Annotated in this window: 26 protein-coding genes; 9 read left to right on the top strand and 17 right to left on the bottom strand. The window is 70.2% G+C overall.

The genetic code is table 11. The features are described 5' to 3' along the window. Nucleotides 1–14 precede the first annotated feature (14 nt). Nucleotides 15–404: a hypothetical protein gene (locus tag ACLBV5_RS10605; protein ID WP_447605657.1), complete on the top strand. Its 390-nt coding sequence runs from the start codon at nucleotides 15–17 to the stop codon at nucleotides 402–404. Between the two features lie 7 nt (nucleotides 405–411). Here the strand turns inward: ACLBV5_RS10605 and ACLBV5_RS10600 are convergent, their stop codons facing one another. From ACLBV5_RS10600 to ACLBV5_RS10560, 9 genes are all read right to left on the bottom strand, one after another. Beyond that, the gene (locus ACLBV5_RS10600) at nucleotides 412–855 is read right to left on the bottom strand and encodes an HK97 family phage prohead protease (protein ID WP_447605656.1); all 444 of its coding nucleotides are present in this window, start codon (nucleotides 853–855) and stop codon (nucleotides 412–414) included. Further along, nucleotides 852–1,067, bottom strand: coding sequence for a hypothetical protein (locus tag ACLBV5_RS10595; protein WP_419177558.1), 216 nt, complete (start codon nucleotides 1,065–1,067; stop codon nucleotides 852–854). The genes ACLBV5_RS10600 and ACLBV5_RS10595 overlap by 4 nt, the downstream gene beginning before the upstream one ends. Nucleotides 1,068–1,075: 8 nt before the next feature. Beyond that, nucleotides 1,076–2,254 carry a phage portal protein gene (locus ACLBV5_RS10590; protein ID WP_447605655.1) on the bottom strand — a complete coding sequence of 393 codons (1,179 nt, stop codon included), beginning with the start codon at nucleotides 2,252–2,254 and terminating at the stop codon, nucleotides 1,076–1,078. Nucleotides 2,255–2,442: 188 nt separating this feature from the next. Continuing rightward, nucleotides 2,443–3,630 (bottom strand): DNA-packaging protein, encoded by a 1,188-nt coding sequence (locus ACLBV5_RS10585; protein ID WP_447605654.1) that lies wholly within the window; start codon nucleotides 3,628–3,630, stop codon nucleotides 2,443–2,445. Continuing rightward, entirely contained in the window at nucleotides 3,584–4,048 is a 465-nt protein-coding gene (locus ACLBV5_RS10580) for a hypothetical protein (RefSeq protein ID WP_313633389.1), read from the bottom strand. The genes ACLBV5_RS10585 and ACLBV5_RS10580 overlap by 47 nt, the downstream gene beginning before the upstream one ends. A gap of 109 nt (nucleotides 4,049–4,157) precedes the next feature. After that, nucleotides 4,158–6,581, bottom strand: a complete 2,424-nt coding sequence (locus tag ACLBV5_RS10575; RefSeq protein WP_447605653.1) for a PAS domain-containing protein — start codon at nucleotides 6,579–6,581, stop codon at nucleotides 4,158–4,160. A 43-nt stretch (nucleotides 6,582–6,624) separates the two neighbouring features. Then, nucleotides 6,625–7,104, bottom strand: a complete 480-nt coding sequence (locus ACLBV5_RS10570; RefSeq protein ID WP_003169096.1) for a YcgN family cysteine cluster protein — start codon at nucleotides 7,102–7,104, stop codon at nucleotides 6,625–6,627. Nucleotides 7,105–7,247: 143 nt separating this feature from the next. Next, nucleotides 7,248–7,586, bottom strand: coding sequence for a multidrug efflux SMR transporter (locus tag ACLBV5_RS10565; protein ID WP_312446660.1), 339 nt, complete (start codon nucleotides 7,584–7,586; stop codon nucleotides 7,248–7,250). Beyond that, a complete protein-coding gene (locus tag ACLBV5_RS10560; RefSeq protein WP_447605652.1) occupies nucleotides 7,583–8,191 on the bottom strand; it encodes a TetR/AcrR family transcriptional regulator in 609 nt (202 codons plus the stop codon). The genes ACLBV5_RS10565 and ACLBV5_RS10560 overlap by 4 nt, the downstream gene beginning before the upstream one ends. 99 nt (nucleotides 8,192–8,290) lie before the next feature. Between ACLBV5_RS10560 and ACLBV5_RS10555 the strand changes: the two genes are divergently transcribed. The 5 genes from ACLBV5_RS10555 to ACLBV5_RS10535 all read left to right on the top strand — a co-directional run bounded on the left by ACLBV5_RS10555 (nucleotide 8,291) and on the right by ACLBV5_RS10535 (nucleotide 14,806). Then, nucleotides 8,291–10,159, top strand: a complete 1,869-nt coding sequence (locus tag ACLBV5_RS10555) for an ABC-F family ATP-binding cassette domain-containing protein (protein WP_447605651.1) — start codon at nucleotides 8,291–8,293, stop codon at nucleotides 10,157–10,159. Nucleotides 10,160–10,199: 40 nt separating this feature from the next. Next, nucleotides 10,200–10,742, top strand: coding sequence for a DsrE family protein (locus ACLBV5_RS10550; RefSeq protein WP_278069695.1), 543 nt, complete (start codon nucleotides 10,200–10,202; stop codon nucleotides 10,740–10,742). Nucleotides 10,743–11,407: 665 nt separating this feature from the next. Beyond that, complete coding sequence (locus tag ACLBV5_RS10545; RefSeq protein WP_447605650.1) at nucleotides 11,408–12,451, top strand: ABC transporter substrate-binding protein; 1,044 nt, start codon at nucleotides 11,408–11,410, stop codon at nucleotides 12,449–12,451. Nucleotides 12,452–12,530: 79 nt separating this feature from the next. After that, nucleotides 12,531–13,691, top strand: coding sequence for a hypothetical protein (locus ACLBV5_RS10540; RefSeq protein WP_447605649.1), 1,161 nt, complete (start codon nucleotides 12,531–12,533; stop codon nucleotides 13,689–13,691). After that, nucleotides 13,688–14,806 carry a DUF2336 domain-containing protein gene (locus tag ACLBV5_RS10535; protein WP_227157787.1) on the top strand — a complete coding sequence of 373 codons (1,119 nt, stop codon included), beginning with the start codon at nucleotides 13,688–13,690 and terminating at the stop codon, nucleotides 14,804–14,806. The genes ACLBV5_RS10540 and ACLBV5_RS10535 overlap by 4 nt, the downstream gene beginning before the upstream one ends. 79 nt (nucleotides 14,807–14,885) lie before the next feature. On the opposite strand, the gene ACLBV5_RS10530 is transcribed toward ACLBV5_RS10535, so the two are convergent. The 7 genes from ACLBV5_RS10530 to ACLBV5_RS10500 all read right to left on the bottom strand — a co-directional run bounded on the left by ACLBV5_RS10530 (nucleotide 14,886) and on the right by ACLBV5_RS10500 (nucleotide 20,134). After that, entirely contained in the window at nucleotides 14,886–15,308 is a 423-nt protein-coding gene (locus tag ACLBV5_RS10530; RefSeq protein WP_025977896.1) for a MucR family transcriptional regulator, read from the bottom strand. 165 nt (nucleotides 15,309–15,473) lie between these two features. Next, complete coding sequence (locus tag ACLBV5_RS10525; protein WP_447605648.1) at nucleotides 15,474–16,688, bottom strand: DUF2336 domain-containing protein; 1,215 nt, start codon at nucleotides 16,686–16,688, stop codon at nucleotides 15,474–15,476. Between the two features lie 34 nt (nucleotides 16,689–16,722). Further along, the gene (gene cysK / locus ACLBV5_RS10520) at nucleotides 16,723–17,715 is read right to left on the bottom strand and encodes a cysteine synthase A (protein WP_447605647.1); all 993 of its coding nucleotides are present in this window, start codon (nucleotides 17,713–17,715) and stop codon (nucleotides 16,723–16,725) included. A gap of 127 nt (nucleotides 17,716–17,842) precedes the next feature. Beyond that, complete coding sequence (locus tag ACLBV5_RS10515) at nucleotides 17,843–18,523, bottom strand: GNA1162 family protein (protein WP_447605646.1); 681 nt, start codon at nucleotides 18,521–18,523, stop codon at nucleotides 17,843–17,845. Continuing rightward, nucleotides 18,520–18,888, bottom strand: a complete 369-nt coding sequence (locus ACLBV5_RS10510) for a DUF4810 domain-containing protein (RefSeq protein WP_447605645.1) — start codon at nucleotides 18,886–18,888, stop codon at nucleotides 18,520–18,522. Before ACLBV5_RS10510 ends, ACLBV5_RS10515 begins: the two co-directional genes overlap by 4 nt. After that, a complete protein-coding gene (locus ACLBV5_RS10505; RefSeq protein WP_447605644.1) occupies nucleotides 18,885–19,193 on the bottom strand; it encodes a hypothetical protein in 309 nt (102 codons plus the stop codon). Before ACLBV5_RS10505 ends, ACLBV5_RS10510 begins: the two co-directional genes overlap by 4 nt. Then, nucleotides 19,190–20,134: a CsgG/HfaB family protein gene (locus tag ACLBV5_RS10500; protein WP_447605643.1), complete on the bottom strand. Its 945-nt coding sequence runs from the start codon at nucleotides 20,132–20,134 to the stop codon at nucleotides 19,190–19,192. Before ACLBV5_RS10500 ends, ACLBV5_RS10505 begins: the two co-directional genes overlap by 4 nt. A 166-nt stretch (nucleotides 20,135–20,300) precedes the next feature. On the opposite strand from ACLBV5_RS10500, the gene ACLBV5_RS10495 reads away from it, so the two are divergent. Further along, on the top strand, nucleotides 20,301–21,743 hold the full coding sequence (locus ACLBV5_RS10495) for an aldehyde dehydrogenase family protein (RefSeq protein WP_447605642.1): 1,443 nt from the start codon (nucleotides 20,301–20,303) through the stop codon (nucleotides 21,741–21,743). 6 nt (nucleotides 21,744–21,749) lie between these two features. On the opposite strand, the gene gloB is transcribed toward ACLBV5_RS10495, so the two are convergent. Continuing rightward, entirely contained in the window at nucleotides 21,750–22,481 is a 732-nt protein-coding gene (gene gloB, locus ACLBV5_RS10490; RefSeq protein WP_253120701.1) for a hydroxyacylglutathione hydrolase, read from the bottom strand. Nucleotides 22,482–22,612: 131 nt separating this feature from the next. On the opposite strand from gloB, the gene ACLBV5_RS10485 reads away from it, so the two are divergent. Both ACLBV5_RS10485 and ACLBV5_RS10480 read left to right on the top strand, forming a co-directional pair. Further along, complete coding sequence (locus tag ACLBV5_RS10485; protein ID WP_025977905.1) at nucleotides 22,613–23,383, top strand: class I SAM-dependent methyltransferase; 771 nt, start codon at nucleotides 22,613–22,615, stop codon at nucleotides 23,381–23,383. Nucleotides 23,384–23,393: 10 nt separating this feature from the next. Then, the gene (locus ACLBV5_RS10480) at nucleotides 23,394–23,885 is read left to right on the top strand and encodes a SixA phosphatase family protein (RefSeq protein ID WP_392354322.1); all 492 of its coding nucleotides are present in this window, start codon (nucleotides 23,394–23,396) and stop codon (nucleotides 23,883–23,885) included. Nucleotides 23,886–23,888 lie beyond the last annotated feature (3 nt).

Raw genomic sequence — 23,888 nt, 5'->3', positions numbered from 1 at the left:
TGCAGGAAGGATTGATGCTCAAACTCGTCATAATCGCCCTGTCCGCCGCCTTTCTCCCGTCGTGCGCCACGCCGGAAACAGCCGCCATGCCCCTTCAACAGAACCGTCTCTCCGCCGACGCTTCCCTGCAGGCCCGTCTGTTCGAGACCCTGGGGGCGTGCGAGCGCTTCAATCGCGCCCCTCCGGGCGAACAGGGCTTCGCCGCCCATCTGCGCCGCCACGCCCCGACCGCCGACGAGACAGAACGCCGCGCGCTCCGGGCCGCCTATGACCGCGGCGCCAGCCCCGCCGTCGCCTCGCGCCAGACCCCTGAATCCTGCGCCATCGCCCTGCGCGGCCCCGCCCAGGAGGCCCCCGGCCTGCACGGCCGTCGCGACGACCGCCCGCTGGCCTCGCCCGACTGACGCCGGATCAGCCCGCCGCCCCCCGCGCCTGAAACCGCGCGCCCGGCAGCATCGGAAACGTCACCAGCGACACCTCCCACAGCTCCGCCCGGCTCAGCACCCTGAGCCGCCCGTCGCGTCGCGCCTTCGTCGCCCGAAAGCCGATCGACAGCCCGTCCAGCGCCCCGGCGCGCGTCAGGGCGGCGGCGTAGCGGGCCTCGGCGGACCAGTCCTCGATCCGCCCTTCGACCCACAGGCCCCGCTCGTCCTCGACCATCCGGTCCCAGACGCCGACCACGGCGCGGCTCTCATGCTGGTGCAGCATCCGCACCCCGCCCGCGCCGGTCTTGGCCAGGCTGTCGGCGAAGACGCCGCGCGCCGTCACGTCCCCATTCAGGTCCGCCACGCCCCACAGGGAGGCGTAGCCGGCGATCGCCAGCCCCGCCCTTGTCCGGCTTGTTGCCGCCATCATTTCTCCTCCAGCCGCCGCTCGATCCGCTCGACCGCGGCGCGTGTCGCCTCGCCCTGCGCCTCCAGCCGCGCCAGCCGCTCGGCGACCAGCCTCTGCTCGTCCACGCGCTGCTCCAGGGTGGCGATCCGCGCCGCCGCCCCGCCGGCCCACACCAGTCCGCCGACGGTCTGCACCAGCAAGGCCGCGATCAGGGCGACGGGCATCTTCTTCATCGCCTCCATCACTCCCCCACCCCCGCCATCCGGCGCCGCTCGTCCTCTGTCAGGAAGCTCGCGGCATTCAGCCGCGCCCACAGCGCGTCACGCTCGACCTGAAGGGCCGGAACCGCGTCCAGGTCCGGCTCGATCCGGCAATCCGTGAACCGCCCGCCCAGCCACCCCGTCATCGCGCCGGCCGCCTTCCGCACCAGCGGGATCACCGTCCCGCGCCAGAAGGCGGCGTTGGCCTCGCGATAGTTGGCGTAGGTCGCATCCCCCGGGATCCCCAGCAGTTGCGGCGGCACGCCGAACGCCAGGGCGATCTCCCGCGCCGCCGCGTGCTTGCCGGCGATGAAGTCCATGTCGTGCGGCGTCAGGCTCATCGGCTTCCAGTCCAGCCCGCCTTCCAGCAGCAGCGGCCGCCCGGCGTTGCGCGCCCCGGCGTGGGCCTCGCCCAGCTCCGCCTTCAGCGCCTCGAACTGATCCGCCGTCAGCCGCTCGCCGTCCCTGGCGCCATAGACCAGCGCCCCCGACGGCCGCGCCGCATTGTCCAACAGCGCCTTGTTCCAGGCGCCCGAGGCGTTATGCACGTCGATGGCGAAGGCCGCCGCCTCCAGCGGTGAAAACCCGTAATGATCGTCCGTCGGATGAAACAGCTTCAGATGCATGACCGGCGACCAGCCGTCGCCATGCCGCCCGATCCGCACCGCGCGCCCGCCGACCGCATACTCATAGGCTTCCGGCCAGCCCGCCCGCCCGGGGACCACCTTCACCCGGTCGGGCCGCAGCGCCCATAACTCGTCCGGCGCCCCGTCTCCATCCGCGTCGCCGATCGCCTCGACATAGGCGTTGCCCGCCGTCTGCAGCGCGCCGTACAGCGCCTCCATCAACTCCCCGCCCGACTGCTCGGGATTGGGCTTGTCGATCAGCCGCGCCAGCGGATGATCCGCGCTGCGCACGCCCCCGACCATCACCATCAGCGGCGTCGAGGCCGCCGCCTCCGCGATCATCCGCACGCAGCGATAGGCCACGGCGTTCTTGCCGAACCCCTCGTCCGCCAGGTGCGCATAATCGCGCGGCGTCCACCGCGCCCGGCCCGCCCCCGTCAGCGCGATCAGCGGCCCGGTGCGGCTGTCCTTGATTTCGGGCGCAGCAACGCGCCGCCGACCGAACGGTCGTCGCCAATCCATTGAAATCTCCATCACCGAAATCTCCCTCCCCGTCCCGGGGAGGGTGGTTGAGCCCGTCAGGGCGAAGCCGGGTGGGGGCGACAGGGCTATTCAAGCGCCCCGTCTGAAGTCAGCCAGTCTGAAATCGCCTGGCCCTCCCCACCCGGTCGCTTCGCGACCACCCTCCCCGGGACGGGGAGGGAGAGGCGCCGCGCCTATCCTCACAACGCCCGCAGCCTCGGCTGCGTCTTCCCGGCCAGCAGCAGGTGCGTCAGGCCCCACACCAGGGCGTCCGCCCGGTCCGGGCTCTTGCCCCCCGGCGCCTCCCCGCCCAGCGCCATCATCTCTTCCTCCAGCGCCGGGAACGCCCCGCAGTGGACCACGCGCCCCTGTTCGTAGAGCGCCGCCACGGGCTCGGCTCGCGCCTTCTTGGACCGGCTGGCGTGAACCAGCTTCACCTGCGCCGGACAGTCCGCCTGGCCCAGCAGGGCGCGCACCATCTCCCCGCCCTGATTGGCCTCGGCCAGCACCAGGTCGGCGTCGAACTCTCGCGCGGTCTCGGCCACGCGCCGCGCCCACCCGGCGGGCGACAGGCCGCGCGCCGAACGGTCGGCCAGCACATAGCCCGTCCTGTCCCAGCGTCCCGCCACCACGATCCCGCAGGCGTCGCCGTGGGCGCTGGCGGGCGGATCGACCGCCACCACCACCCGCTCAAACTTCGCCGGACGGCTCCCTCGCGCCCGCGCCAGATCCTCGGCCCGGAACAGGGCGCCGTCGGCCTCGACCACCAGCCCCTCCATCTCCTGCGCCTCCAGCCGCGTCCCGGCGTAGAGGCTCTGCAGATGGCCCAGGAACCCCGGCGCCAGATTGGCTTCGTTGTCCTTCGTCGCCAGCCGGGCCGTCGCCACGCCCGGCTCGGCCAACAGCCGCCTCAGCGCCGGGATCGGCCGGGGCGTCGTCGTGATCGCCAGCTTAGGGTCCGTCCCCAGCCGCAGGCCGAACCTCAGGTTCGACAGCGTCGCCTCGATATTCCTCCAGGCGCAGAACTCGTCCGCCCAGGCGGCGTGAAACTGCGGCCCGCGCAGGCTGTCCGGGTCTTCGGCCGAAAACGCATAGGCCGCCGCGCCCGAGGGCCAGACGAGCCGTCGCCGCCCCGCTTCCCAGCGCGGCCGGTTGTCGGCCGTCGCCTGAGCCTTCAGCCCCGACGGCCCCTCGACCATCACCTCGCGCACGTCGTGCAGCGCCGTCCCGACCAGGGCGAAGGTCATATCCGCGCCCCGCGCCAGCTCGTTCATCCAGAAGCCGCCGGCGAAGGTCTTGCCCGACCCGCGCCCGCCCAGCAGCACCCAGGTGCGCCAGTCCTCAGGCGGCGCGATCTGGTCGTCGTTCAGCCTCGGCGTCGCCTTCACGGCCGCCCTCAGCGCCGCCCCCCGCTGTTCGTGCGGCAGGCTCTCGATCCAGTCCCGCAGCCAGCGACTTGCGCTCGATGGCTGCGACGAGATGATCGACACGGGCGAAGAATTCGGCCTGAAGCCCGGCCAGTTCGGCGTCGCTGAGGTCACGGTCGTCGTCGCTCATTCCATCCTCTTCAGGGCTGCGGCTCTTGCGGATCATGTCGGCTTCCAGCGCCGCCACCGCCTTGGCCGTGCGGGCCAGAACGCCGATGGCGCGCGCCCGCTTCTCGGCCTCGGCCACATCGGCGGGCGGCTCGGCCGCCGTCACCACGGCGATGGCCTCGTCCGTCGCGGCCCTCAGCCGGGCGAAGACCTCGCCCAGCCACGCCGCGGTCGTCCCCGCCGCCCCGCTCTGATCCGCTTTTCCCGCCATGACTGAACCATAGACGAGCAGCGTCCTCAGGCGCGCAAAGGGCGCCCGGATCGCGTCAAACGCAGGGATTTCCCGGCTTTGGCTCGCCCTGTCGCAAAGACCGTCGGCGTCAGGCGCCCGCCCGCGTCTCTTCAGGCGTCGTTTCCGCCTCGTTCAGCCACCGCGACAGGGCGGCCGCCAGTTCCGCGATCTGGATCGGCTTGGCCAGATGGCCGTCCATCCCCGCTTCCAGGCAACGCTTCACCTGGTCCGCCTGCACGTTGGCCGTCAGCGCCAGGATGGGGATCCGCCGCTCGCCCTGGGCCTGCATCCGGCGGATTTCCCGCGTCGCGGTCAGCCCGTCCATGACCGGCATGTGCACGTCCATCAGCACCAGGTCATAGGCGCCTGAATGCGCCGCATGCACCGCCTCGGCGCCGTCGGCGACCGTATCGATCTCCAACCCCAGGTTTCTCAGGATGGCGCTGACCAGCTCGCGGTTGGCGGCCGCGTCGTCGGCCATCAGCACCCGGCCGCGCAGGGCGTCCTTGCGGGCGCGATCCTCCTCGCCTGCCGCCGTAACCTCCTCGGCCGTCGCCGCCGCCAGCGGCGCCTCGAACCAGAAGGTCGAGCCGGCGCCCGGCGCGCTTTCCACCCCGACCTCGCCGCCCATCAGTTCGATCAGCCGCCGCGAGATCGCCAGACCCAGCCCCGTCCCGCCATAGACCCGCGTGGTCGAGGCGTCGGCCTGGGTGAAGCGCCGGAACAGTTCCCCGATCTTCTCGGACGGAATGCCGATGCCGGTGTCGGTCACCTCCACCCGCATCCGCCAGCCGCCGTCCGCCAGCGGCCGCCCGCCGACCTTCAGCGTCACCGCTCCGCGAGCGGTGAACTTGGCCGCATTGGACAGGAAGTTCAGCATCACCTGCCGCAACCGCCCCTTGTCGCCGGTCAGGCGCTCGGGGGTTTCCGCCGCCACCACCACGTTCAGGGTCAGCCCCTTGGCCGAGCACTGGCTCTCGATGATCGCCGCCGCCCCGTCCACCAGGGCCCGCGTATCGAACGGCTCCGGGTCCATCTCGATCGCGTCGGCTTCCAGCTTGGAATAGTCCAGAATGTCGTTGATGACGCCCAGCAGCGCCTCTGACGCCGTGGCGATGCGTTCGACATAGATTCGCTCTTCGGCCGGCAGATGCTCCGAGGCCTGCAACAGTCCGGAAAAGCCGATGACGCTGGTCAGGGGCGTGCGCAGCTCATGGCTCATATTGGCCAGGAACTCGCTCTTGGCCTGGGCGGCCTTCTCGGCCCGCTCCTTGGCCTCGATGACCTCGTCCTCCAGCACCTTGCGCTGGGTCATGTCGCGGATCACCACCACCACGTCGTCGACCTGGCCGTGCTCGTCGGTCAGGGCCTTGAAGGCCGACTCCACCCATACCGTGTGGCCCTGGCGGTGCACCGCCCGATGCTCCAGCCGCGTCGGCTGGCCTGTCTGGACCGCCGCGCTGATCGCCTGGAGCACCTGCAGCCGGTCCTCGGGGTGGACATAGTCGGTCGACTGGCCGCTCATGTCCTCAAAGGTCCAGCCCAGCAACTGCTGGATCGCCGGCGAGATGTATTTGCTCGACCCGTCCATCTTGACGCGAGTGATCACGTCGCCGGTGTTTTCGGCCAGCAGGCGATAGCGCCGCTCATTGGTCTGGGCCGCACGCAGCAAGGCCTCGCGCTCGGTCACGTCCTGCAGCACGCCGAACAGGGCGATCACCCGGCCGGTGGCGTCCTTCTCGGCGGCGCCCTCGGCGGCGACCACCCGCTCGACCCCGTCCACGCCTACCAGCCTCAGCTTGAAGGTATAGCCTTCGCCGCTCTTCAACGCCCGTTCGACCAGCCGCTGGACCTCGCCCCGGTCGTCCGCGTGATAGTGGCCGAACACATCCTCCAGCTTCGGATGGAAGGCGCCCGGCGCCCGCCCGTGGATGCGATAGATCTCGTCCGACCAGGTCACCGCTCCGGTCGCGACCTCATAGCGCCAGCGTCCGACCCCGACCATGTCCTCGGCCAGCCGCAACGTCTCCAGGCGCGCCGCCTCCTGGCGCATCGCCTCGGCGTGCTCCATCAACTGGCCCGCCAGGCCGGCCAGTTCGCGGATCAGGTCCAGCTCGGCCTGCGTCGGCGCCGAACGCGGCTGAACGTCCATCACGCCGATGGCCCCCGCGGGCCGCCCGTCAGCGCCGCACACCGTGGCGCCCAGAAAGAAGCGGACATGGGGCGCCCCGACCACCATCGGATGGCGGCGATAGACGGGATGCTCACGCGCATCCTGGATCACCATCACGGCGTCCGGCCCCATGGCCGCCAGTTGGTGGCTGACGCTGTCGAGGCGCGGCACGCTCACCTCGTCCAGCCCGACCCCGGACAGAAAGACCGCCCGGTCTTCATCCAGCGTCGCGATCATGGCGTGGGGCGTGCGGAACGTCGCGCAGGCGATCGCCGTCAGCCGGTCGAACGCGTCCCGCGCGCCGTTTCCCGAGCCTTTTCCTGCTGCGACAATGTCCATTCCGCCCTCGCCCTGATCACGCCCCTAACCCCCAGGCGCCGAATTATTCGTTAGCGACGCCCCGTTCCGCCATCCATTCGGGCGCTTCGAACTCCAGGGCGTCCTCGGGCTCCTTCAGCGCCGTCTCGCACACGGTCTGGCGACGCACCGACACCCCGGCCGTATGCACCGTCTCCCGGTCGCCCGAGACCAGCGGATGCCACCAGGCCAGCGGCCGCCCTTCATGCAGCCGACGATAGGCGCACGACAGCGGCATCCATTTCAGCCGCTCGATATTGTCGGGCGTCAGCTGCACGCAGTCCGGCACCTCGGCCTGACGATCGGCGTAATCGGTGCAGGTGCAGGCGTTCGTGTCGAACAGCTTGCAATGCACGCGCGTCGGGATGATCCGGCCGGTGTCCTCGTCCTCGAACCGGATGACGCAGCACAGGCCGCAGCCGTCGCACAGGCTTTCCCACTCGGCCGGATTCATCTCGGCGAGCGTCTTGGTCTCCCAGAAGGGCTTGGCGGGCGCGGAACTCATGGGCGCGCCCTATACGCCTCAAAACCCCCGCTGTCGCCTTCTCCCTCCCCTTCATGGGGAGGGCGGTCGAAGCGAAGCGAAGACCGGGTGGCGAAGGCCAGGCGATCCTGGTCTCGGCGTCTCAGCCGCCCCTCCGGCGCGCTTCAGTGCGTCACGCTTTTCGAGAACAGGTTGATCACCACCACCCCGCCGATGATCAGCCCCAGACCGATGATGGCCGGGCCATCCAGTTTCTGCTTGAACAGAACCAGGCCGATCAGCGAGATCAGCAGCACCCCCAGCCCGCTCCAGATCGCATAGGCCAACCCCACCGGCATCTGCTTCAGCGCCAGCGTCAGCAGATAGAAGGCGATGCCGTAACAGACCGCCAGCCCCGCCGTCGGCAGGGGTTTGGTGAACTGCTGCGACTGCTGCAGCAGGGTCGTGCCCATCACTTCAAAGCCGATCGCGCCCAGCAGGGCCAGCCAGGTGGTCGGGCTCATGCGCCGGTCTTCCCATTGGCGCCCGCCTCTGAATAGCCGTCCGTCAGCAGGCTGCCCGGCGTCAGCAGCGACAGCAGGGCCTGGCGCTGTTCCAGCGACACCTCATGCGTGTCGAACAGGTCGCTCATCCACAGGCCGTCGGCGATCAGCCGCAGCATCAGGGCGTCGTCCCGGCCCATCGGATCTTCGGGGTCTCCCACCGTCAGGCTGCGGATCGCCTCGCGCCAGCGCGGGATCAGGCTGGGCTCTATGGCGCAGGCGGCCAGGACGGCGCGGCCGATGCTCACGTCCCGCTCGGTCGCCGGCTCATTGACCACCGTCCTCAGATAGGCCCGCGCATTGCGGCCATAGGGGTTGGGATCGCGCGCGGCCTCGGCCAGCACCGCCGTCGTCATCTCCAGCGCCAGATGGTCCAGCACCCCTTCCAGCAACGCCTGTTTGGTCGGAAAGTGATGCAGCAGGGCGCCCTTGCTGAAGGGCAGACGCCCCACCACGGCGTCCAGCGTCAGCGCCATCGCCCCCTGTTCGGCGGCCAGTTCGATGGCCGCTTCGATAATCTGGCGGCGGGTGTCTTCGGGCGTGCGGCGGTTCGGTTGAGCGTCCATGCGGCCCGACATACCGTCTGGACGGTTTTGTGTAAATCCGGAAATATTGGCCCTTCGCCCCCTCGACGCGCTATAGGCGTCGCCTCCCTTTTCGGACTGGTGTCTATGGCCCCTCGCCCTCCTCTCGTCGCCCTCAAGGACGTCCGCCTGCAGGACGGCCCCCGCCCGCTGTTCGACGGCGTCGACATGGCGATGGAGCCGCGCAGCCGCGCCGCCCTGGTCGGGCGCAACGGGGCGGGCAAGTCCACCCTGATGAAGGTCGTCATGGGCCTGATCGAGCCGGACTCGGGCGACCGCTCGTTCCAGGCCGGCACCCGCTTCGCCTATGTCCCGCAAGAACCCGATCTTTCACCGCCCTCAAGCAGCGAGCGCGAAGTCGCGAGCGGTAGGGCCACTCAAGAATGGACCCTGGCTGACTACGCCGCCTCGGGCGAGGCCGAACGCTGGACCGCCGAAAGCTGGCTCGAGACCTTCGGCCTCAACCCGAACAAGTCGACGCAAGGCCTGTCGGGCGGCGAGATCCGCCGCGCCGCCCTGGCCAAGGCCTTCGCCGAAGAGCCCAACCTGCTGCTGCTGGACGAGCCGACCAACCACCTCGACATCCTGGCCATCGAACTGCTGGAAAACGAACTGATCCAGGCCCGTTTCGCCCTGCTGGTCGTCAGCCACGACCGCGCCTTCCTCAACCGCGTCACCGACACCGTCCACTGGCTGGAAGGCCGCAAGGTCCGCACCCTGAACAAGGGCTTCATCGAGTTCGACGACTGGGCCGCCAAGGTCATGGAGGAGGAGGCCGAGTCCCTGCGCCGCCTGACCAAGCGCATCGAGGCCGAGACCTACACCTTCTACCGCTCCATCACCGCCCAGCGCACCCGCAACGAGGGTCGCGCCCGCGCCCTGCAGCAGATGCGCCTGGACCGGGCCGAACGGGTCAAGGACATCCCGCGCGAACTGAACCTGGGCGTCGATTCCGGCGGCGCCTCGGGCAAGCTGGTCGCCGACATCAAGGGCGTCAGCAAGGCGTTCGGCGACCGCGTCATCTTCAAGAACCTGACCACCCGCATCCTGCGCGGCGACCGGCTGGCCATCGTCGGCCCCAACGGCGCGGGCAAGACCACCCTGGTCAAAGTGCTGCTGGGCGAACTGGCCCCGGACGAGGGCACGGTCCGCATGGGCGCCAACCTCGAACCCCTCTACCTCGACCAGTCGCGCGAGGGGCTGAAGTCGGACATGACCCTGTGGGACGCCCTGACGCCGGGCGGGGGCGACAGCATCCTTGTGCGCGGCCGCTCCATGCACGTCGCCGCCTACGCCAAGGACTTCCTGTTCCAGGAAGCCCAGCTGAAGCAGCCCATCTCCACCCTGTCGGGCGGCGAGCGCAACCGCCTGCTGCTGGCGCGCGCCCTGGCCCAGCCCGCCAATCTGCTGATCCTCGACGAGCCGACCAACGACCTCGACATGGACACGCTGGAGAAGCTGGAAGAGCTGCTCGAATCCTACGACGGCACCCTGATCCTGGTGTCGCACGACCGTGATTTCGTCGACCGCCTGGCCACGTCCACCATCGCCCTGAACGGCCGCGGCGACATGGTCGAGACCCCCGGCGGCTGGCAGGACTTCCTGCGCCAGAACCCCGGCTTCCTCGCCCCGCCCCCCACCCACGCCGAAGCCGCCCCCGGGGCGCGTCGGGTCGAGAAGGCGGAGCCTTCTGACCGCGCCCCCAAGAAGACCGTCAAGCTTTCCTACAAGGACGCCCGCCGTCTGGAAGAGGTCGAAAAGCTGATGGAGACCCTGCCGGTCGAAATCGCCAAACAGGACGCCATCCTGGCCGACCCCGACCTCTACGCGCGCGACCCCGCCGCCTTCGACCGCGCCATGAAGGCGGCCGAAAAGGCCCGCGCTGAACTGGAAATTGCCGAACTCGACTGGCTGGAGCTTGAGGAGAAGAAGGCGGCGCTGGCAGGGTGATCGCCTGCCTCTGCACCCCTCGTTAAGTCAGGACCTCCGCATGAAAGCCGTTCTCTCCGCCCTCGTCCTGGCCCTCGGGGCTCTGGGCGTCTCAACCGTCGCCCTTCCGTCTCAAGCCCAAGCCCAGACAGTCGTCGGCCACGGCGCCTTCACCGCCCTGCCTGATGCGGGCGAACAACCTGACGCCGGGCGCGACTACAAGGTCATCCTCGACGTGGCCCAGGGCGGGCCGGACGACAAGCCGCTCAAGTCGCTCGACCGCGTGGCCCGCCTGACCAATCTGCTCGAAGCCGGCGGCGTGACGGGCGAGCGCCGCAAGATCGTCGCCGTCCTGCACGGAGGCGCCACGCTCGCCACCCTGTCCGACGCCGCCTGGGCCGCGCGCGGCAAGGGGCAGGTCAATCCCAACAGCGCCCTGATCCGCGCCCTCCTCGCCGCCGGGGTTCAGGTGCGCCTGTGCGGTCAGTCGATGGTCGCCAACGGCCTGACCCCCGCCGATCTGGAGCCCGGCGTTCAGGTCGATACCGCCGCCATGATGACCGTCATTCACCACCAGCAGGCCGGCTACGCCCTCATTCTCTAGAGTTCGCGCCCGGCGCGGCGCGGAGCTCCTTTTCCTGTGGACAGCGCAACATCCTGATCCGCCTGCGCGAATTTCGTCCGCCCACAGATATCCACAGACTTGCCCACCGGGCCCGGGATGATTCCGCACAGACGCGCCGGTTTGGGCGCTTGCCCAATAACCGATTTCGCGGGAACGTCAACAGGCCGAAGGGACACGGAGGCGCGGAAATCCGGGGAGACCCGGACATCAAGCGGACCGGTCCGGCTCTCTGACCCAGGGTTCCAAGCCTCCTCGGAGGACGCGGAAACACCGACGCAGGGCCAAGGCTCCCGATCCTTTAGCGTTTCGGCGCAGGGATCACGGAGAACCAGGCCGGGATCGACGGACGGCGCGAGGTTCGCCTTGCGGAACGCCGAAGACCAGGAGCCGATGAAACAGGCGCTGAACGACGCCGGGTTCGCCCGCCGACGCTGAGGCGAAGTTTCGACCCTATTACGGTCAAGTCCAACCCGGACTTGGCGAGGGGACGCGATCCGCGATCTGACCGGCGACGGTCCGGCTCAAAGGATGACGTCCCCTCGCTCAATTCCGGCGCTGGATTGTTGGATTTCCGGTCGGAATTCGGCCTGGCGACGTCCCGCCGCCTTTCCAAGCGCGGCCCGCCCCCCTACACCCTAGACGTGATGACTCGCGCCCGCCTGAACCGACGCGGCCTGATGGCCGGCGCCTTTGGCCTAAGCGCCGTGGGCCTGAGCGCCGTGGGCGCGCTGTCGGCGTGCAGCCGCACGCCAGCGCCGACCGACGAGTCCGGCCGCGTGCGCCTGCGCGTGGCGGCGGGCGGCCCGGCCGACGCCCTGCACGGCGGCTTCTATCAGGCGCTGGCGGTCGGGGCCTATGAGCGGCGCGGCCTCAACGTCGAGATTCTGGCCGGTCCCTCGGGCGCCGACATTCCCGCCCTTCTGGCGGCCAGCGCGGTCGAACTGGCCATCGGCCGCGACAGCTTCCTGCCCCTGCGGCTGATCGCCGAGCGCGCCCCGGTCAAGGCCGTAGCCGCCTTCCTGCAGAAGGACCCGGTCGTCCTTCTGGCCCATCCCGGCCAGCAGCTGGAGGATCTGACCGTCCTGCGCGGCCGCAAGCTGCTGATGGAGCCCAGGGATCAGGACGGCTTCTGGACCTGGCTGCGCGCCCGCTTCGACCTGGCCGCCGACCAGGCCCAACCCGGCGCGGTCGATGACAATCTGAAGGCCTTCCGCGACGATGCGGACAGCGTGCTGATCGCCCGCCTGACCGACGGCGGCCCAGAGGCGGTCGCCCGCGCGGTCGGCTTCCAGCCCCTGATCCTGTCCCCGGCCGAGGACGGCTACCCCTCCTATTCCGGGCTGGTGCTGGCGCCCAACGCCTTCGCCCGCGACAACGCCCAGGCCCTGCGCAACTTCATCGCTGCCTCGGTCGAGGGCTGGCGCGACTATGTCCACGGCGACGGGGCCAAGGGCGACGCCCTGATCCGCCGCGCCCATCCCGACCTGCCCCAGCGCGCGCTGGACGCCGCCCGCGCCGCCCTGCGCGCCCGCGCCATGGTCGACGGCGGCGACGCGGCCCTGTACGGCCTCGGCGCCATGACGCCCGAGCGTTGGCAGGCCTTCGCCGATCAGACGCAGGGCGCCTATCCCGCCGCCCCCGACTGGCGCGAGGCCTTCACCAGCCAGTACCTGCCCTCGCGCGGCTAAATCGCCCGACGTTAGGCGAGGATTAAGCCGCGCCGCCTAGGATGCCCGGCTGAACCTCTGCAGTTTTCACGAGGCGCCGTTGACGCGCACCCTGACCATCGCCGCCCTTCTGCCCGCGCTCGGCGCGGCCACGGCCGCCTGGGCGCAGCCCGTCCCGCCTCAGCAGGCCCCCTATCCAGCGCCGTCCCACGCGCGCCAGCTGTCCTGGCCCGGCCGCCCTGCGGTCCATCCCGCCCCACAGCCTGCGCCGGACTGGACCAGCGCCCCCGCCGACAGCTTCGCCCCGCCGCAACAGGTCGTGGCGGACCGCCCGACCTACGCCGCCCGCCCGCCGATCATCCCGCACGGCGGATACCCCTGGCGTCCCGCCCAGACCTACAGCGAGCCCCAGCAGGCCCCCGCGCCCGAGTTCCGTCCGGTGACCAGCCACCCGGACGCCGTCTGGCGCCCCTATGTGAGCCCTCCGGCAGAGACCCCGGCGCCCGACTTCACGCCGCCCGCGCCCTATCAGCCGTCCTATCAACCCCCGCCGTGGACGCGCCAGCCCACGCAGAGCCAGCCTCAGCCTGCGCCCTATGCGCCTCTGCCCCAGCCGACGCCCGCGCCGATGCCCGAGCCGTTGCGGCCGATGCCGCCGCCAGTTCAGCCCGTCCCGCGCGTCGTCGAACCTGCCCCTCAATCCGCTCCACAGCCGACGCCTGAACCGGTGCGACAGCCGCCGCAGAGCGTTGTCGCCCCGCCCCAGCCTGCGCCGCCCCCGCCGCCGGTCCAGCCCGCCCCCCCGCTCCCGCCCGAGCCTCAGCCCCAAGCTCAGCCAGACCCCGCGCCCGCACCGGCCCAGCCGACCGTCGACCCGTTGGCGCCCCGTCGCGACGCGCTGATCTTCCAGCTGCAACGGAACGCGCCTCAGACGCCTGCCGCATCGGCCGCCGCCACGCCTGAGGCCCCGGCGCAGCAACAACCGCAACCCGCGCCCCAGCCCGCGTCCAGCGACGCCCCGGCTCCGAGCGGCGCCCGCTATTACTCCGTCCACCGTCAGGCGGGCCGCCAGCCGGACGCCACGCCCCTGCCCGCGCCCAACTATCTGGACGCCCTGCCGGTTGAACTGGATCAACCCATCGCCTCGGACGACCTGGCTCAGCCGCCCGAGGCGCCCGCCGTCATGCGCGACGCCCAGGGCCGCCTGCGCGCCGCCCCCCTGACGGACGGTCCCACGACCGACGGTCCCGACCTGCCATGAGCGACGGCGCCGCCCTGCCTCCGCCGGCCAAGACCGGCTCGCGCCTGCCTGAGCTGATCGCCCTGGCGCAGGAAGACTCCAGCCCCAAGCGACGCGCCCTGCTGCGTGAACTGACCGACTGCTTCTTCGGCGCCCCCCAGCGCACTGAGGCGGAAACCGCCCTCTATGGCGCCGTCCTGTCCGACCTCACCGACGCGATGGAGACGGCTGTGCGCGCCGAACTGGCCGAGCGGTTCGCCGAGGCGCCCGACGCCCCGCACCAGCTGATCCGCCGCCTGGCCAATGACGAAGCCGAGACCGTCGCCGCCCCCGTCCTCAGCGCCTCCCCCGTGCTGACCGAGGCGGACCTGATCGGCGTGGTGCGCTCACGCGGTCAGGGGCATATGCGCGCCGTCAGCCGCCGCGCCGCCGTGTCCGAGGCCGTGTCCGACGCCATTGTCGAGCGCGGCGACGACGAGACCCTGGGCGTGCTGCTGGGCAATGAAGGCGCCAGCCTGTCGCGCGCCGCCTCGGAAACCGCCGTTGAACGCGCCCGCGCCAACCCTGCCCTGCACGCGGTGACGGTCGAACGCTCCAGCCTGCCGCCCGACCTGCTGAACGACCTGTATTTCGAGGTCGAGGCCCGATTGCGCCAGCGCATCCTGGAACAGAACGCGCGGATGGACCCGGCCCTGCTGGAAAGCGCCCTGGCCGCCGGGCGCACGCGCGTCGCCGCCGAAGACGGCGCCCTGCCGCCCGACTACGCCGAGAGCCTGGCCTATGTCGAAGAACTGCGCGCCGCCAACCAGCTAACGCCCCAGGTGCTGGCCCGCTTCCTGCGCTCGGGCGGCCAGACCGCCTTCCTGATCGCCCTGTCGCAGCTGGCTGACGTCGACTTCCACACCGCTCGCCAGATCATCGAGCGGCGCGAGCTGGACGCCCTGGCGGTGATCTGCAAGGCGGCCGACCTGGATCGCGCCCTGTTCCTGACCTACGCCGTCGTCCTGCTGAACACCGACGACAACGCCATGGGCAAGGCCCGCGCCTATGCCGGGATGTATCAGGAACTGACCCGAGAGGCGGCCCTGCGGACGATCCGCTTCTGGCGCGCGCGCAAGGCGATGCAGGCGGCCTGACCGCCTCTCCTTGTCCCGGACAGCAAAACGCCCGCCTTTCGCTGGAAAGGCGGGCGTCTGTTTTTGATTGGCGCCGCTTTTACTTGCGGGTCGCGCGGGCGGGTTTGCGGCCGCCCTGGCCCAGACCCATCTGCTTGGCCAGTTCCGAACGCGCCTTGGCGTAGTTCGGGGCGACCATGGGATAGTCTTTCGGCAGACCCCATTTGGCGCGGTATTCTTCCGGGCTCAGATTGTATTTGGTGCGCAGGTGACGCTTCAGCGACTTGAACTTGCGACCGTCTTCCAGGCAGATCAGGAAGTCCGGCGTGATCGACTTGCGAACCGGGACGGCCGGTTCTTGCGGCTCGGGCTCGGCCTCGACCGGCGCTTCCGAAACGCCCGACAGGGCGGCGTGGATCTGCGCGATCAGGGTCGGCACAGTGTCGGCCGATACGGTGTTGTTGCTGACATAGGCCGACACGATGTCCGCCGTCATCTCAAGCAGTTCGGGTTTTTCTTCCATCTGGATCAGCCTTCTGTCGTCCCAAATTCATTCGACTGATCTGAAAGGATCCGCCGCTTGTCGGTTTCATACGGATGTTCGAGTTTGAAAGCAATGCAGCCGTCTTTTGTCGCTTGATAAGCGAGTTCAACTGCCCTGATCAGTAATTAAGACGACGCCGATTTTTTATCGACCAAAGTTCTCCGCAAGGGCCAGCAGGGCTGCACGCTCAGGCGCCGAGTATTCGTCGATCAGCGCCTCCTCCCCCTCGCGGATCGCCCGTAGAAGCGTCGGCGTCAGCGCCGAGGACAGAGACCAGTTCCAGTAACGCAGCACCGTCTGGGCCCGGTCCACCGCCAGCATTTCATAGATGATCTGCACCCGGCGCCAGTCGGGATGCTCGGCGCCGTCCGCCGTGGTCTCGGGGCGCCGCATGGCCCGCCACAGGGCCGCCAGGTCGCGCCGCGCCAACCCCGTCGCCTTGCACAGTATAGCCAGAGGCTCGCCCCCCGCATCGCCCATGATCTTGGCCGAAGTCAAAGGCTTGATCCCCGACAGATAGCCGATCTCGGCGACCAGTTCGCGCGTCAGCCCCCCGGCGCCCGCCGCCGCCACGGCCGCTTCCAGATCGGCGTAAGGGCTCTTGGCCACAGCCGCGCGGTTGCGCTGGCGCCGCTCGATGAACTGCAGCGCCTTGCGCGCGACCGGGTCGCTCCACCCCTCCTCGGCCGCCAGGGCGAAGACGTCCTCGACGCTGCTCTGCATCACCTCGCGCGACACCGCGAAGCGTTGCAGGATGATGCGCCGCTCCTCGGCCCCGCACCACCAGAACATGACATAGGCGCCCGAGGGCCGCAGTTCCGGGCGCCGCAGGATCAGGGCGCACAGCGCCGGCGCGTTGCGGCTCAGGGCGATCACGCTCTCGACGGCGGATTGCGGCAGGCGCGCCGTGTCATTGCGCAGGACGGCGGCGATCACCGCCTCCTCGGCCCAGTTGAACAGGGCCTCGGCCACGACCTCGGACAGGCCGCGCCGCGCCGCCATCATCAGGCGATGCTCCAGCCCCGCATCGCGCGCGCAGCCGATCAGGTCCGCGTCCGACAGGGCCGCGCACTCCTCCAGCAGCGGCCGCGCCACCTCGGGCTCGTCGCGCAGCAGCAGCCGCTTCAGCGCATCGGGCAGTTCGCCCAGCGGGGCCACCCGCTCGGCCACCCGGCGGCGCTCATCCGTCGCGGCCGTCCGCAGCACGTCGACCAGCAGGTCGCCGACCACCGAACGCTCGAAGACGTTGATCCGGCTGGCCGGCAGGCTGACCACATCGGCCAGACGACGCAGCAGGGCGCGGCGCGCCCGCAGCGGCCGCGTCCCTGTCTCTTCCGCCCTGACCCGGGGTTCGCTCATGAGCGCAGCCTAGCGCCGACGCGTTAACCGGCCGTCACAGCCCTTCGAACAGGGCCGTGGACAGATACCGTTCGGCGAAGCTGGGGACGATGGTCACGATGGTCTGACCGGCATAGGCGTCCTGCGCCGCCAGTCGGAAGGCCGCCGTCAGGGCCCCGCCCGAGCTGATGCCGACCGGGACGCCGTCCTCGCGCGCGACGCGGCGGGCCATGGCGAAGGCGTCCTCGTTGGTGACCTGCTCGACCCCGTCGATGACGGCGCGGTCCACCACGGCGGGGATGAAGCCCGCGCCGATGCCCTGGATCTTGTGCGGCCCCGGCGCGCCGCCGGACAGAACGGGAGAGTCGGTCGGCTCGACCGCGATCATCTTCACCGAGGGCTTCTTCGCCTTCAGCGCATGGCCGACGCCGGTGATGGTGCCGCCGGTGCCGACGCCCGCCACCACCACGTCCACGGCGCCCGCCGTGTCGTTCCAGATTTCCTCAGCCGTCGACGCCTCGTGGATGGCGGGGTTGGCCAGGTTCTCGAACTGGGCCGGGCTGACCGAGCCGGGGATTTCGCTCAGCAGCTCCTCGGCGCGCGCGATGGCGCCCTTCATGCCCTTTTCGGCCGGCGTCAGCTCCAGCTTGGCGCCCAGCAGGGCCAACATCTTGCGCCGTTCGATCGACATGCTCTCGGGCATGACCAGGATCAGCTTGTAGCCCTTGGACGCCGCCACGAAGGCCAGGGCGATGCCGGTGTTGCCGCTGGTCGGCTCGATCAGGGTCGCGCCCGGCTTGATCTTGCCCAGTTGCTCCAGCGCCTCGACCATCGCCACGCCGATACGGTCCTTGACCGAGGCGATCGGGTTGAAGAACTCCAGCTTGGCCAGCACCGTGGCCTTGGGCTTCAGCGCCGCCGTCAGATTGGGCAGCCGCACCAGGGGGGTGTCGCCGATGGTGTCGACGATGCTGTCATAGACCCGCCCCCGCCCCGCCTTCCTGTGGCGGCTGGCGTCGTACGCCTGGGTTTGAGCAGTGTCGGACATGGCGAGGTCTCCGTACGTTCGGGGGGCGGCGTAACAGATAAGGCTTATACGCGCGAGGCAAGGCCCCGCTCCGCAGCTTTTCTGTCGCGGTGTTTAGCCGCGCTGGCCGCTCCCGGACGCGACGGGCCTATTCGTCCGGAAAGCTCTTGTGATCCTGCCGGTGCTGGGCCGGCAGATAGGGACCGGCGGGCAGGCCCTGACCCAGCGCATGGGTCGCCGTCAGATTGGCCTGCTGGGTCAGCGGCATATAGTTGGGCTTGGCCTTCTCCAGCGCCGAAACGATGGCCTGGGCCAGCAGATCGGCCAGCGAATTGCCCGAGTTTGACGCCTGCGGATTATGGGTCATCGACTGATGGTCCGACCACAGCACCTGGCCGCTGCGACAGCTTTTCAGCGTGTATTCGAACGCCACATTGGTCGAGGTGGAGATGACGGCGTATTGCGACTCCCACTTCTGGATTTCGACGAACAGCACCGCGTCGCAGCCGAACAGGGGACCAAAGCGCGCGGCGTCGGCCTGATGCACCAGACCGGCGTCCGACAGGCCCTCGTCCTCCAGCACCCCCTTCACCATATAGGCGGGGAAGACATAGTAGCCGCGCTCGGCCACCGGCCGGGAAATGGTCGAGACGAAATAGTCCGCCGCATCCACATTGACGGTCGAGTTCAGCGCCGGAACCACCATGACGCTGCGCGGATTTTCGGCGCGCAGGGCGGCGTAGCTCTTGGGCGCAGGCCCCGTGGCGCAGGCGGCCAGCAGGGCGGCGCAGGCCAGGGCGGCGACAACGAGCGGTCTGCGGATAATCATTGCGCCTCTCCCCCGGCGACGGCGGCCTGACCGCCGAGGCCGACGATCACCCGATCCATGAAGACGGCGGATTCGGGAAAGCGCGCGCGCTCTTCCTTAAACAGCGTCAGGGCCTGCGTCGTCTCGCCCGCCTGCAGGTGCAGATAGCCCAGTTCGGCCAGCAGGCCAGGCGCCACGGCGTCGCGCTTGCGCCCCGCCTCGATGGCGCGCTCCAGCGCGGTGCGATAGGCCTCGCGGTTCTCGGGGTTCTGGGCATAGGCGTAGAGCGCGGGCTCATAGGCGCCCCACTCGAACCGCGTGGCGGGCGCGCAGGCGGCGAGGCCGGTCAGGGTCATCAGGGCGGCCATCATCATCAGACGTTTCACGGCACCACCACCACAGCCTGCGTCCCGGCGGCGACGATCACCGTCTGGGCGTGAAGGATCCGACCGCCCTGACTGACGACGACCTCATGGCGGCCCGGCGTCAGGGCCGCGGCCCCGCCCAGGGCGCCGACCGGCCCCAGATCGCGCCCGTCCACGATGAGGCGGGCGTCGGCCGGGGCGTTGCGCAGCTTCAGCGTGCCCGCGGGCGCGCCCTGCACCGCCTCGCGCGTGGGATAGTTTTGGACGCACCCTCCGGCCGCCAGCGCGGCGCACAGGACGGTCAGCACGACCGCGCTCGTCTTCATGGTCTGATCTCCGTGACCCGCAGGCCGGTTGGATCGGCAGGCAATTCGCCCTCGATGACGCGGGCGGTCGCGCCCTCGGTCTCAGGGCTGTCGCCGAAGAAGCCGGTGATCTCGATCTGCGCCACCCGGCTGCCCGGCAGGGTGATCGGCAGGCCTGACTGGCCGCTGACTACCGTCTCGCCCGGCGTTTCGACGTGGAAGCGGTCGCCGGCGCGCAGACCCTGGCTGGGACCGCCGCTGACATAGACGGTCGGGCCGGACACCCGCAGGATGTCGGTGAACCAGGCCCGCTGCTGCAACTGGTTGACGATATTGGTCATGGCGTCCGCGATGGCCGCCGATATGGCCCGATCGTTCAGCGTCGAGTCATAGCCCGCGCGGCTGCCGAAGCCCGCCACCTCGCCGGTCTCCGTCGTCGCCTCCCCGGCGCCCGAGGCGGTGAAGAAGACGCGGCCCGTGCGCACGTCGACCAGACGGATCTCGACCGTGGCGTTGACCGCCTGACGCCGTTGGGAGTTGAGGAAGCCCTGCTTGCCCTCGTTGCGACGGCCCAGTTGGGTGATCGAGCCCAGCAGCAGGGCGTCGACCCCGCTCAACGCCTGACCATCCGCATCGGACAGCACCCGCTCGGCGTTGAGCGCCGTCAGATCGGATCGCTCGAAGACGAAGAAATGGTCGGAGGCCACCAAAGCGTTGACCAGCATGTCGCCCGCCTGGCTCGCCACCGGGTCGGCCTGCCCCGGCGACAGCAGCAGGCGGCCATAGGGGGTGCTGTTGCTGAAGCGCCCGACCGCCACCCGGCGCTTCAGCCCCGCCCGCGCTGACCCCGGCGGCGCGGTCTCGACCTCAACCGCGCCGGGCGCGGCGAACGCTGCGGCCGGGCAGGCCGACGCACAGACGGCCAGAGCCGCAAAAGCTGCGAAAACCCGCTGGAAAATCATCTGAAACCGCCCCCCGGCCGATCAGCGTTATTCATGACACGCCTTATGCGCTCAGCGCAATCCCTTCGCCAAACCCGCGCCAATTCAACAGAAACATCCGGCGCCGACGCCTTGTCGCCGGTCGCTGCGTCAGGCAATCCAGATGCTGAACCAAGGGAATGACCAGATGACCGACACGCTTGAGCTTTCGCACTGGATCGGCGGCGAGAAGGTCGCCGGAACGCGCCCGGGCGAGAGCCTGAACCCGTCGGACATCCGCGAAGTGGTCGCCCGCACGCCCCAGGGCGGCGCCGCCGAGGTCGATCAGGCGGTCGCCGCCGCCCGCGCCGCCTTCGGTCCCTGGGCCGACGCCTCGCCTGAGGTCCGTTCGGATGTGCTGGATCGCGCCGGGACCCTGCTGATGGAGCGGCGCGAAGTCATCGGCCGCCTGCTGTCGCGCGAAGAGGGCAAGACCCTGGCCGAGGGCATCGGCGAGACGGCCCGCGCCGCCCGCATCCTGAAGTTCTTCGCGGGCGAGGCCCTGCGCCTGCACGGCCAGAACCTGGCCTCGACCCGGCCCGGCGTGGAAATCCAGACCTATCGCCAGCCGGTCGGCGTGTTCGGCCTGATCACGCCGTGGAACTTCCCCATCGCCATTCCGGCCTGGAAGATCGCCCCCGCCATCGCCTTCGGCAACACCGTGATCATCAAGCCCGCCGGCCCGACCCCGGCCACGGCCGAGGCCCTGATCGCCATCCTGCATGAGGCGGGCCTGCCCAAGGGCGTGGTCAACATGGTCATCGGCGACGGCGACGTCGGCCGCGCCATCGTCGCCCACCCGGACGTGGACGGCATCAGCTTCACCGGCTCGCAGAAGGTCGGCGCCGGGGTGGCCGAAGGGGCGATGAAGCGTCAGGCCCGCGTCCAGCTGGAAATGGGCGGCAAGAACCCGCTGATCGTGATGGACGACGCCGATCTCGACCGCGCCGTGAACATCGCCCTGGACGGCAGCTTCTTCGCCACGGGCCAGCGCTGCACCGCCTCCAGCCGCCTGATCGTTCAGGACGGCATCCATGACCGCTTCGTCGCCGCCCTGGCCGAGAAGGTCGCGTCCTTGCGCGTCGGCGACGCCCTTGACCCGTCCACCCAGATGGGCCCCGCCGTGACCGAGGCCCAGCGCGACGTGTCCTACGACTACATCGACATCGCCGCGTCCGGCGGCGGCCGCGTCGTGGCGGGCGGCCAGCGCCTCAGCCTCGACAAGCCGGGCTGGTACGTCCAGCCGACCCTGATCGTCGACACCCTGCCCGACGCCCGCATCAACAACGAAGAAGTGTTCGGCCCCGTCGCCTCGACCATCCGCGTGGCCGATTTCGAGGAGGCCATGACCATCGCCAACGGCGTCGAGTTCGGCCTGTCGGCGGGCATCGTCACCCAGTCGCTGAAGCACGCGCGCGAGTTCCAGCGCCGGGCGCGGGCGGGCATGACCATGGTCAACCTGGCCACCGCCGGGGTCGACTATCACGTCCCGTTCGGCGGCACGAAGAAGTCCAGCTACGGCCCCCGCGAACAGGGTTTCGCCGCCGCCGACTTCTACACCCAGATCAAGACCAGCTACTCGGCCTTTTGAGACCCGCTACCCCTTGAATGCGTCCTTGGCCGCGCGGCGCTGAGCGAAGTCTTCGGCGTCGCGGGCGCGCAGGAAGGGGTTGAAACGGCGCTCGACCCCGACCGTCGTCGGCACGGTGGCCTCGCCCCGTTCGCGCGCGGCGAAGATCGCCTCGGCGTGCGCCTGCAAGGCCTCATCGGCGTCCGGCGACGACAGGGCGAAGCGGGCGTTCGACGCCGTATATTCATGGGCGCAGTACAGCGTCGTCGCCTCGGGCCAGGCGGCGATGCGGTTCAGGCTCTCCCACATCTGCTCAGGCGTTCCCTCGAACAGCCGCCCGCAGCCCAGGGCGAAGATGACGTCGCCGACGAAGGCCAGGCCGTCGTCCGCCGCATGATAGACCACATGGCCCAGCGTATGGCCGGGCGACAGCACCACGTCGAAGGCCGTCCCGCCCAGCCGCACCGCCTCGCCGTCGACCAGCACGTGATCCAGCGGCGCCGCGCGGCGCACCTCCTCCGGCCCGGCGATCTCGCAGCCCGTCTCGGCCTGCAGCCGTTCGTTGCCGCCGGTATGGTCGGGGTGCCAGTGGGTGTTCAGGATCAGGTCCAGCCGCCCCCAGCCTGACGCCTCCAGATCGGCCAGGACGGCCTCGGCGTCCGGCGTGTCGACGGCGGCGACCAGCCCGGTCGCCTCATCGCGGATCAGAAAGCCGTAGTTGTCGGACAGGCAGGGGAACTGGCGGACGGTCAGGGTCATGAGGAGGTCTCCGATCAGGCGTCATCCTAGCAGGCCCATATACAATTTTCCGCTCATCCCGGCGGACGCCGGGATGAGCGGTTTTAAGCAGGAAGGCCGACATCCGCTGCGAAATCCGCCATACTGCTCCCATGCGCCGCAGCATCGACGAGCTCCGCACCTTCTACGGCGAACCGACCGGGGCGCTGGCGCGGCGCATGCTGGCGCGGCGTCTGGACGACGCCTGGGGCGAGGCGAACGGCTGCGACGTGCTGGGGCTGGGCTACGCCACCCCCTGGCTGGACGCCTTCATCGGCGCGCGCCGCGTCATCGCCGCCATGCCGGGCGCACAGGGCGCGGAGCAGTGGACGGCGGGCGGGCGCAACCGCACCGTCCTGATCGACGAGCGCCGCCTGCCTTTCGCCGCCGGAACCTTCGACCGCATCCTGCTGGTCCACGCCCTGGAAGAGGCGGACGACCCCAAGGCCCTGCTGACCGAGGCGGTCCGCGCCCTGGCTCCGTCCGGCCGCGTCATCCTGGCGGCGGCGGCGCGCGGGGGACTGTGGGCCCGCGCCGAGGCCACCCCCTTCGGCCACGGCCGCCCCTTCACCCGCGGCCAGCTGGAGCGGCTGGTGCGCGAGGTCGGCCTGGAGCCGGTCGCCTGGTCCCAGGCCCTGTATGTCCCGCCGTGGCGCCCGCTGCTGGGCCTGGCCGACGGGCTGGAGCAGGTGGGGCCGAAACTGTTTCCCGGCGCGGCGGGCCTGATCATGCTGGAAGCCACGCGCCAGGCCTACGCTCGCGTCCGCCCGCGCGGCCTGGCCCAGACGGTGCTGGCCGGACGGCCCGCCCTGACCCCCTCGCCCGCCGCCCGTGATCACGCGCCTGCGTCGCACCCTATGGGCGCCGCGCGCAAACAGCCTTAAAGCCAGCCTCATGCAAAGACTGATCCTGATGCGTCACGCCAAGGCCGAAGCCTCGGCGCCCGGCGGCGACGTGGACCGCGCCCTGAGCGAGCGCGGCCTGCGCGACGCCGCCGCCATCGGCCGCGCCCTGGCCGCGCGGGGACTGAAGCCGGACATGGCTTTGGTGTCCGGCGCCCGGCGCACGCGCCAGACCTGGGATCAGGTCAGCGACCATTTCGGCGACGTCGAACTGCGCGTGTCCGACAACCTCTACAACGCCTCGGCCGACACTCTGCGCCGCGCCGTCGAGGCGGCCGAGGACGAGGCGGGCTGCCTGCTGCTGATCGCCCATAACCCCGGCGTGCATCAACTGGCGGTCGAATATCTGATCGAGAGCGCCGCCTCCCCGTCGGTGCTGGACAAGATGAGCGGCGGCTTCCCCACCGGTGCGGCGGCTGTCTTCACCGTCGATGTCGCCGGGCGCCCCTCCTATGAGGGCTGGCTGACCCCGGAGACGCTCTAGGCC

It is taken from the genome of Brevundimonas sp. M1A4_2e, assembly GCF_053345555.1.
Note: the sequence above shows the minus strand (reverse complement) of the source record. Positions and strands in the feature narration are given on the sequence as shown.

Bases quoted from the DNA above. Each gene is read 5' to 3' on its own strand.
- ACLBV5_RS10605 (WP_447605657.1), top strand. From the start codon at position 15: ATGCTCAAACTCGTCATAATCGCCCTGTCCGCCGCCTTTCTCCCGTCG.
- ACLBV5_RS10600 (WP_447605656.1), bottom strand. From the start codon at position 855: ATGATGGCGGCAACAAGCCGGACAAGGGCGGGGCTGGCGATCGCCGGC.
- ACLBV5_RS10595 (WP_419177558.1), bottom strand. From the start codon at position 1,067: ATGAAGAAGATGCCCGTCGCCCTGATCGCGGCCTTGCTGGTGCAGACC.
- ACLBV5_RS10590 (WP_447605655.1), bottom strand. From the start codon at position 2,254: ATGGAGATTTCAATGGATTGGCGACGACCGTTCGGTCGGCGGCGCGTT.
- ACLBV5_RS10580 (WP_313633389.1), bottom strand. From the start codon at position 4,048: ATGGCGGGAAAAGCGGATCAGAGCGGGGCGGCGGGGACGACCGCGGCG.
- ACLBV5_RS10575 (WP_447605653.1), bottom strand. From the start codon at position 6,581: ATGGACATTGTCGCAGCAGGAAAAGGCTCGGGAAACGGCGCGCGGGAC.
- ACLBV5_RS10570 (WP_003169096.1), bottom strand. From the start codon at position 7,104: ATGAGTTCCGCGCCCGCCAAGCCCTTCTGGGAGACCAAGACGCTCGCC.
- ACLBV5_RS10565 (WP_312446660.1), bottom strand. From the start codon at position 7,586: ATGAGCCCGACCACCTGGCTGGCCCTGCTGGGCGCGATCGGCTTTGAA.
- ACLBV5_RS10560 (WP_447605652.1), bottom strand. From the start codon at position 8,191: ATGGACGCTCAACCGAACCGCCGCACGCCCGAAGACACCCGCCGCCAG.
- ACLBV5_RS10550 (WP_278069695.1), top strand. From the start codon at position 10,200: ATGAAAGCCGTTCTCTCCGCCCTCGTCCTGGCCCTCGGGGCTCTGGGC.
- ACLBV5_RS10545 (WP_447605650.1), top strand. From the start codon at position 11,408: ATGACTCGCGCCCGCCTGAACCGACGCGGCCTGATGGCCGGCGCCTTT.
- ACLBV5_RS10535 (WP_227157787.1), top strand. From the start codon at position 13,688: ATGAGCGACGGCGCCGCCCTGCCTCCGCCGGCCAAGACCGGCTCGCGC.
- ACLBV5_RS10530 (WP_025977896.1), bottom strand. From the start codon at position 15,308: ATGGAAGAAAAACCCGAACTGCTTGAGATGACGGCGGACATCGTGTCG.
- ACLBV5_RS10525 (WP_447605648.1), bottom strand. From the start codon at position 16,688: ATGAGCGAACCCCGGGTCAGGGCGGAAGAGACAGGGACGCGGCCGCTG.
- cysK (WP_447605647.1), bottom strand. From the start codon at position 17,715: ATGTCCGACACTGCTCAAACCCAGGCGTACGACGCCAGCCGCCACAGG.
- ACLBV5_RS10515 (WP_447605646.1), bottom strand. From the start codon at position 18,523: ATGATTATCCGCAGACCGCTCGTTGTCGCCGCCCTGGCCTGCGCCGCC.
- ACLBV5_RS10505 (WP_447605644.1), bottom strand. From the start codon at position 19,193: ATGAAGACGAGCGCGGTCGTGCTGACCGTCCTGTGCGCCGCGCTGGCG.
- ACLBV5_RS10500 (WP_447605643.1), bottom strand. From the start codon at position 20,134: ATGATTTTCCAGCGGGTTTTCGCAGCTTTTGCGGCTCTGGCCGTCTGT.
- ACLBV5_RS10495 (WP_447605642.1), top strand. From the start codon at position 20,301: ATGACCGACACGCTTGAGCTTTCGCACTGGATCGGCGGCGAGAAGGTC.
- gloB (WP_253120701.1), bottom strand. From the start codon at position 22,481: ATGACCCTGACCGTCCGCCAGTTCCCCTGCCTGTCCGACAACTACGGC.
- ACLBV5_RS10485 (WP_025977905.1), top strand. From the start codon at position 22,613: ATGCGCCGCAGCATCGACGAGCTCCGCACCTTCTACGGCGAACCGACC.
- ACLBV5_RS10480 (WP_392354322.1), top strand. From the start codon at position 23,394: ATGCAAAGACTGATCCTGATGCGTCACGCCAAGGCCGAAGCCTCGGCG.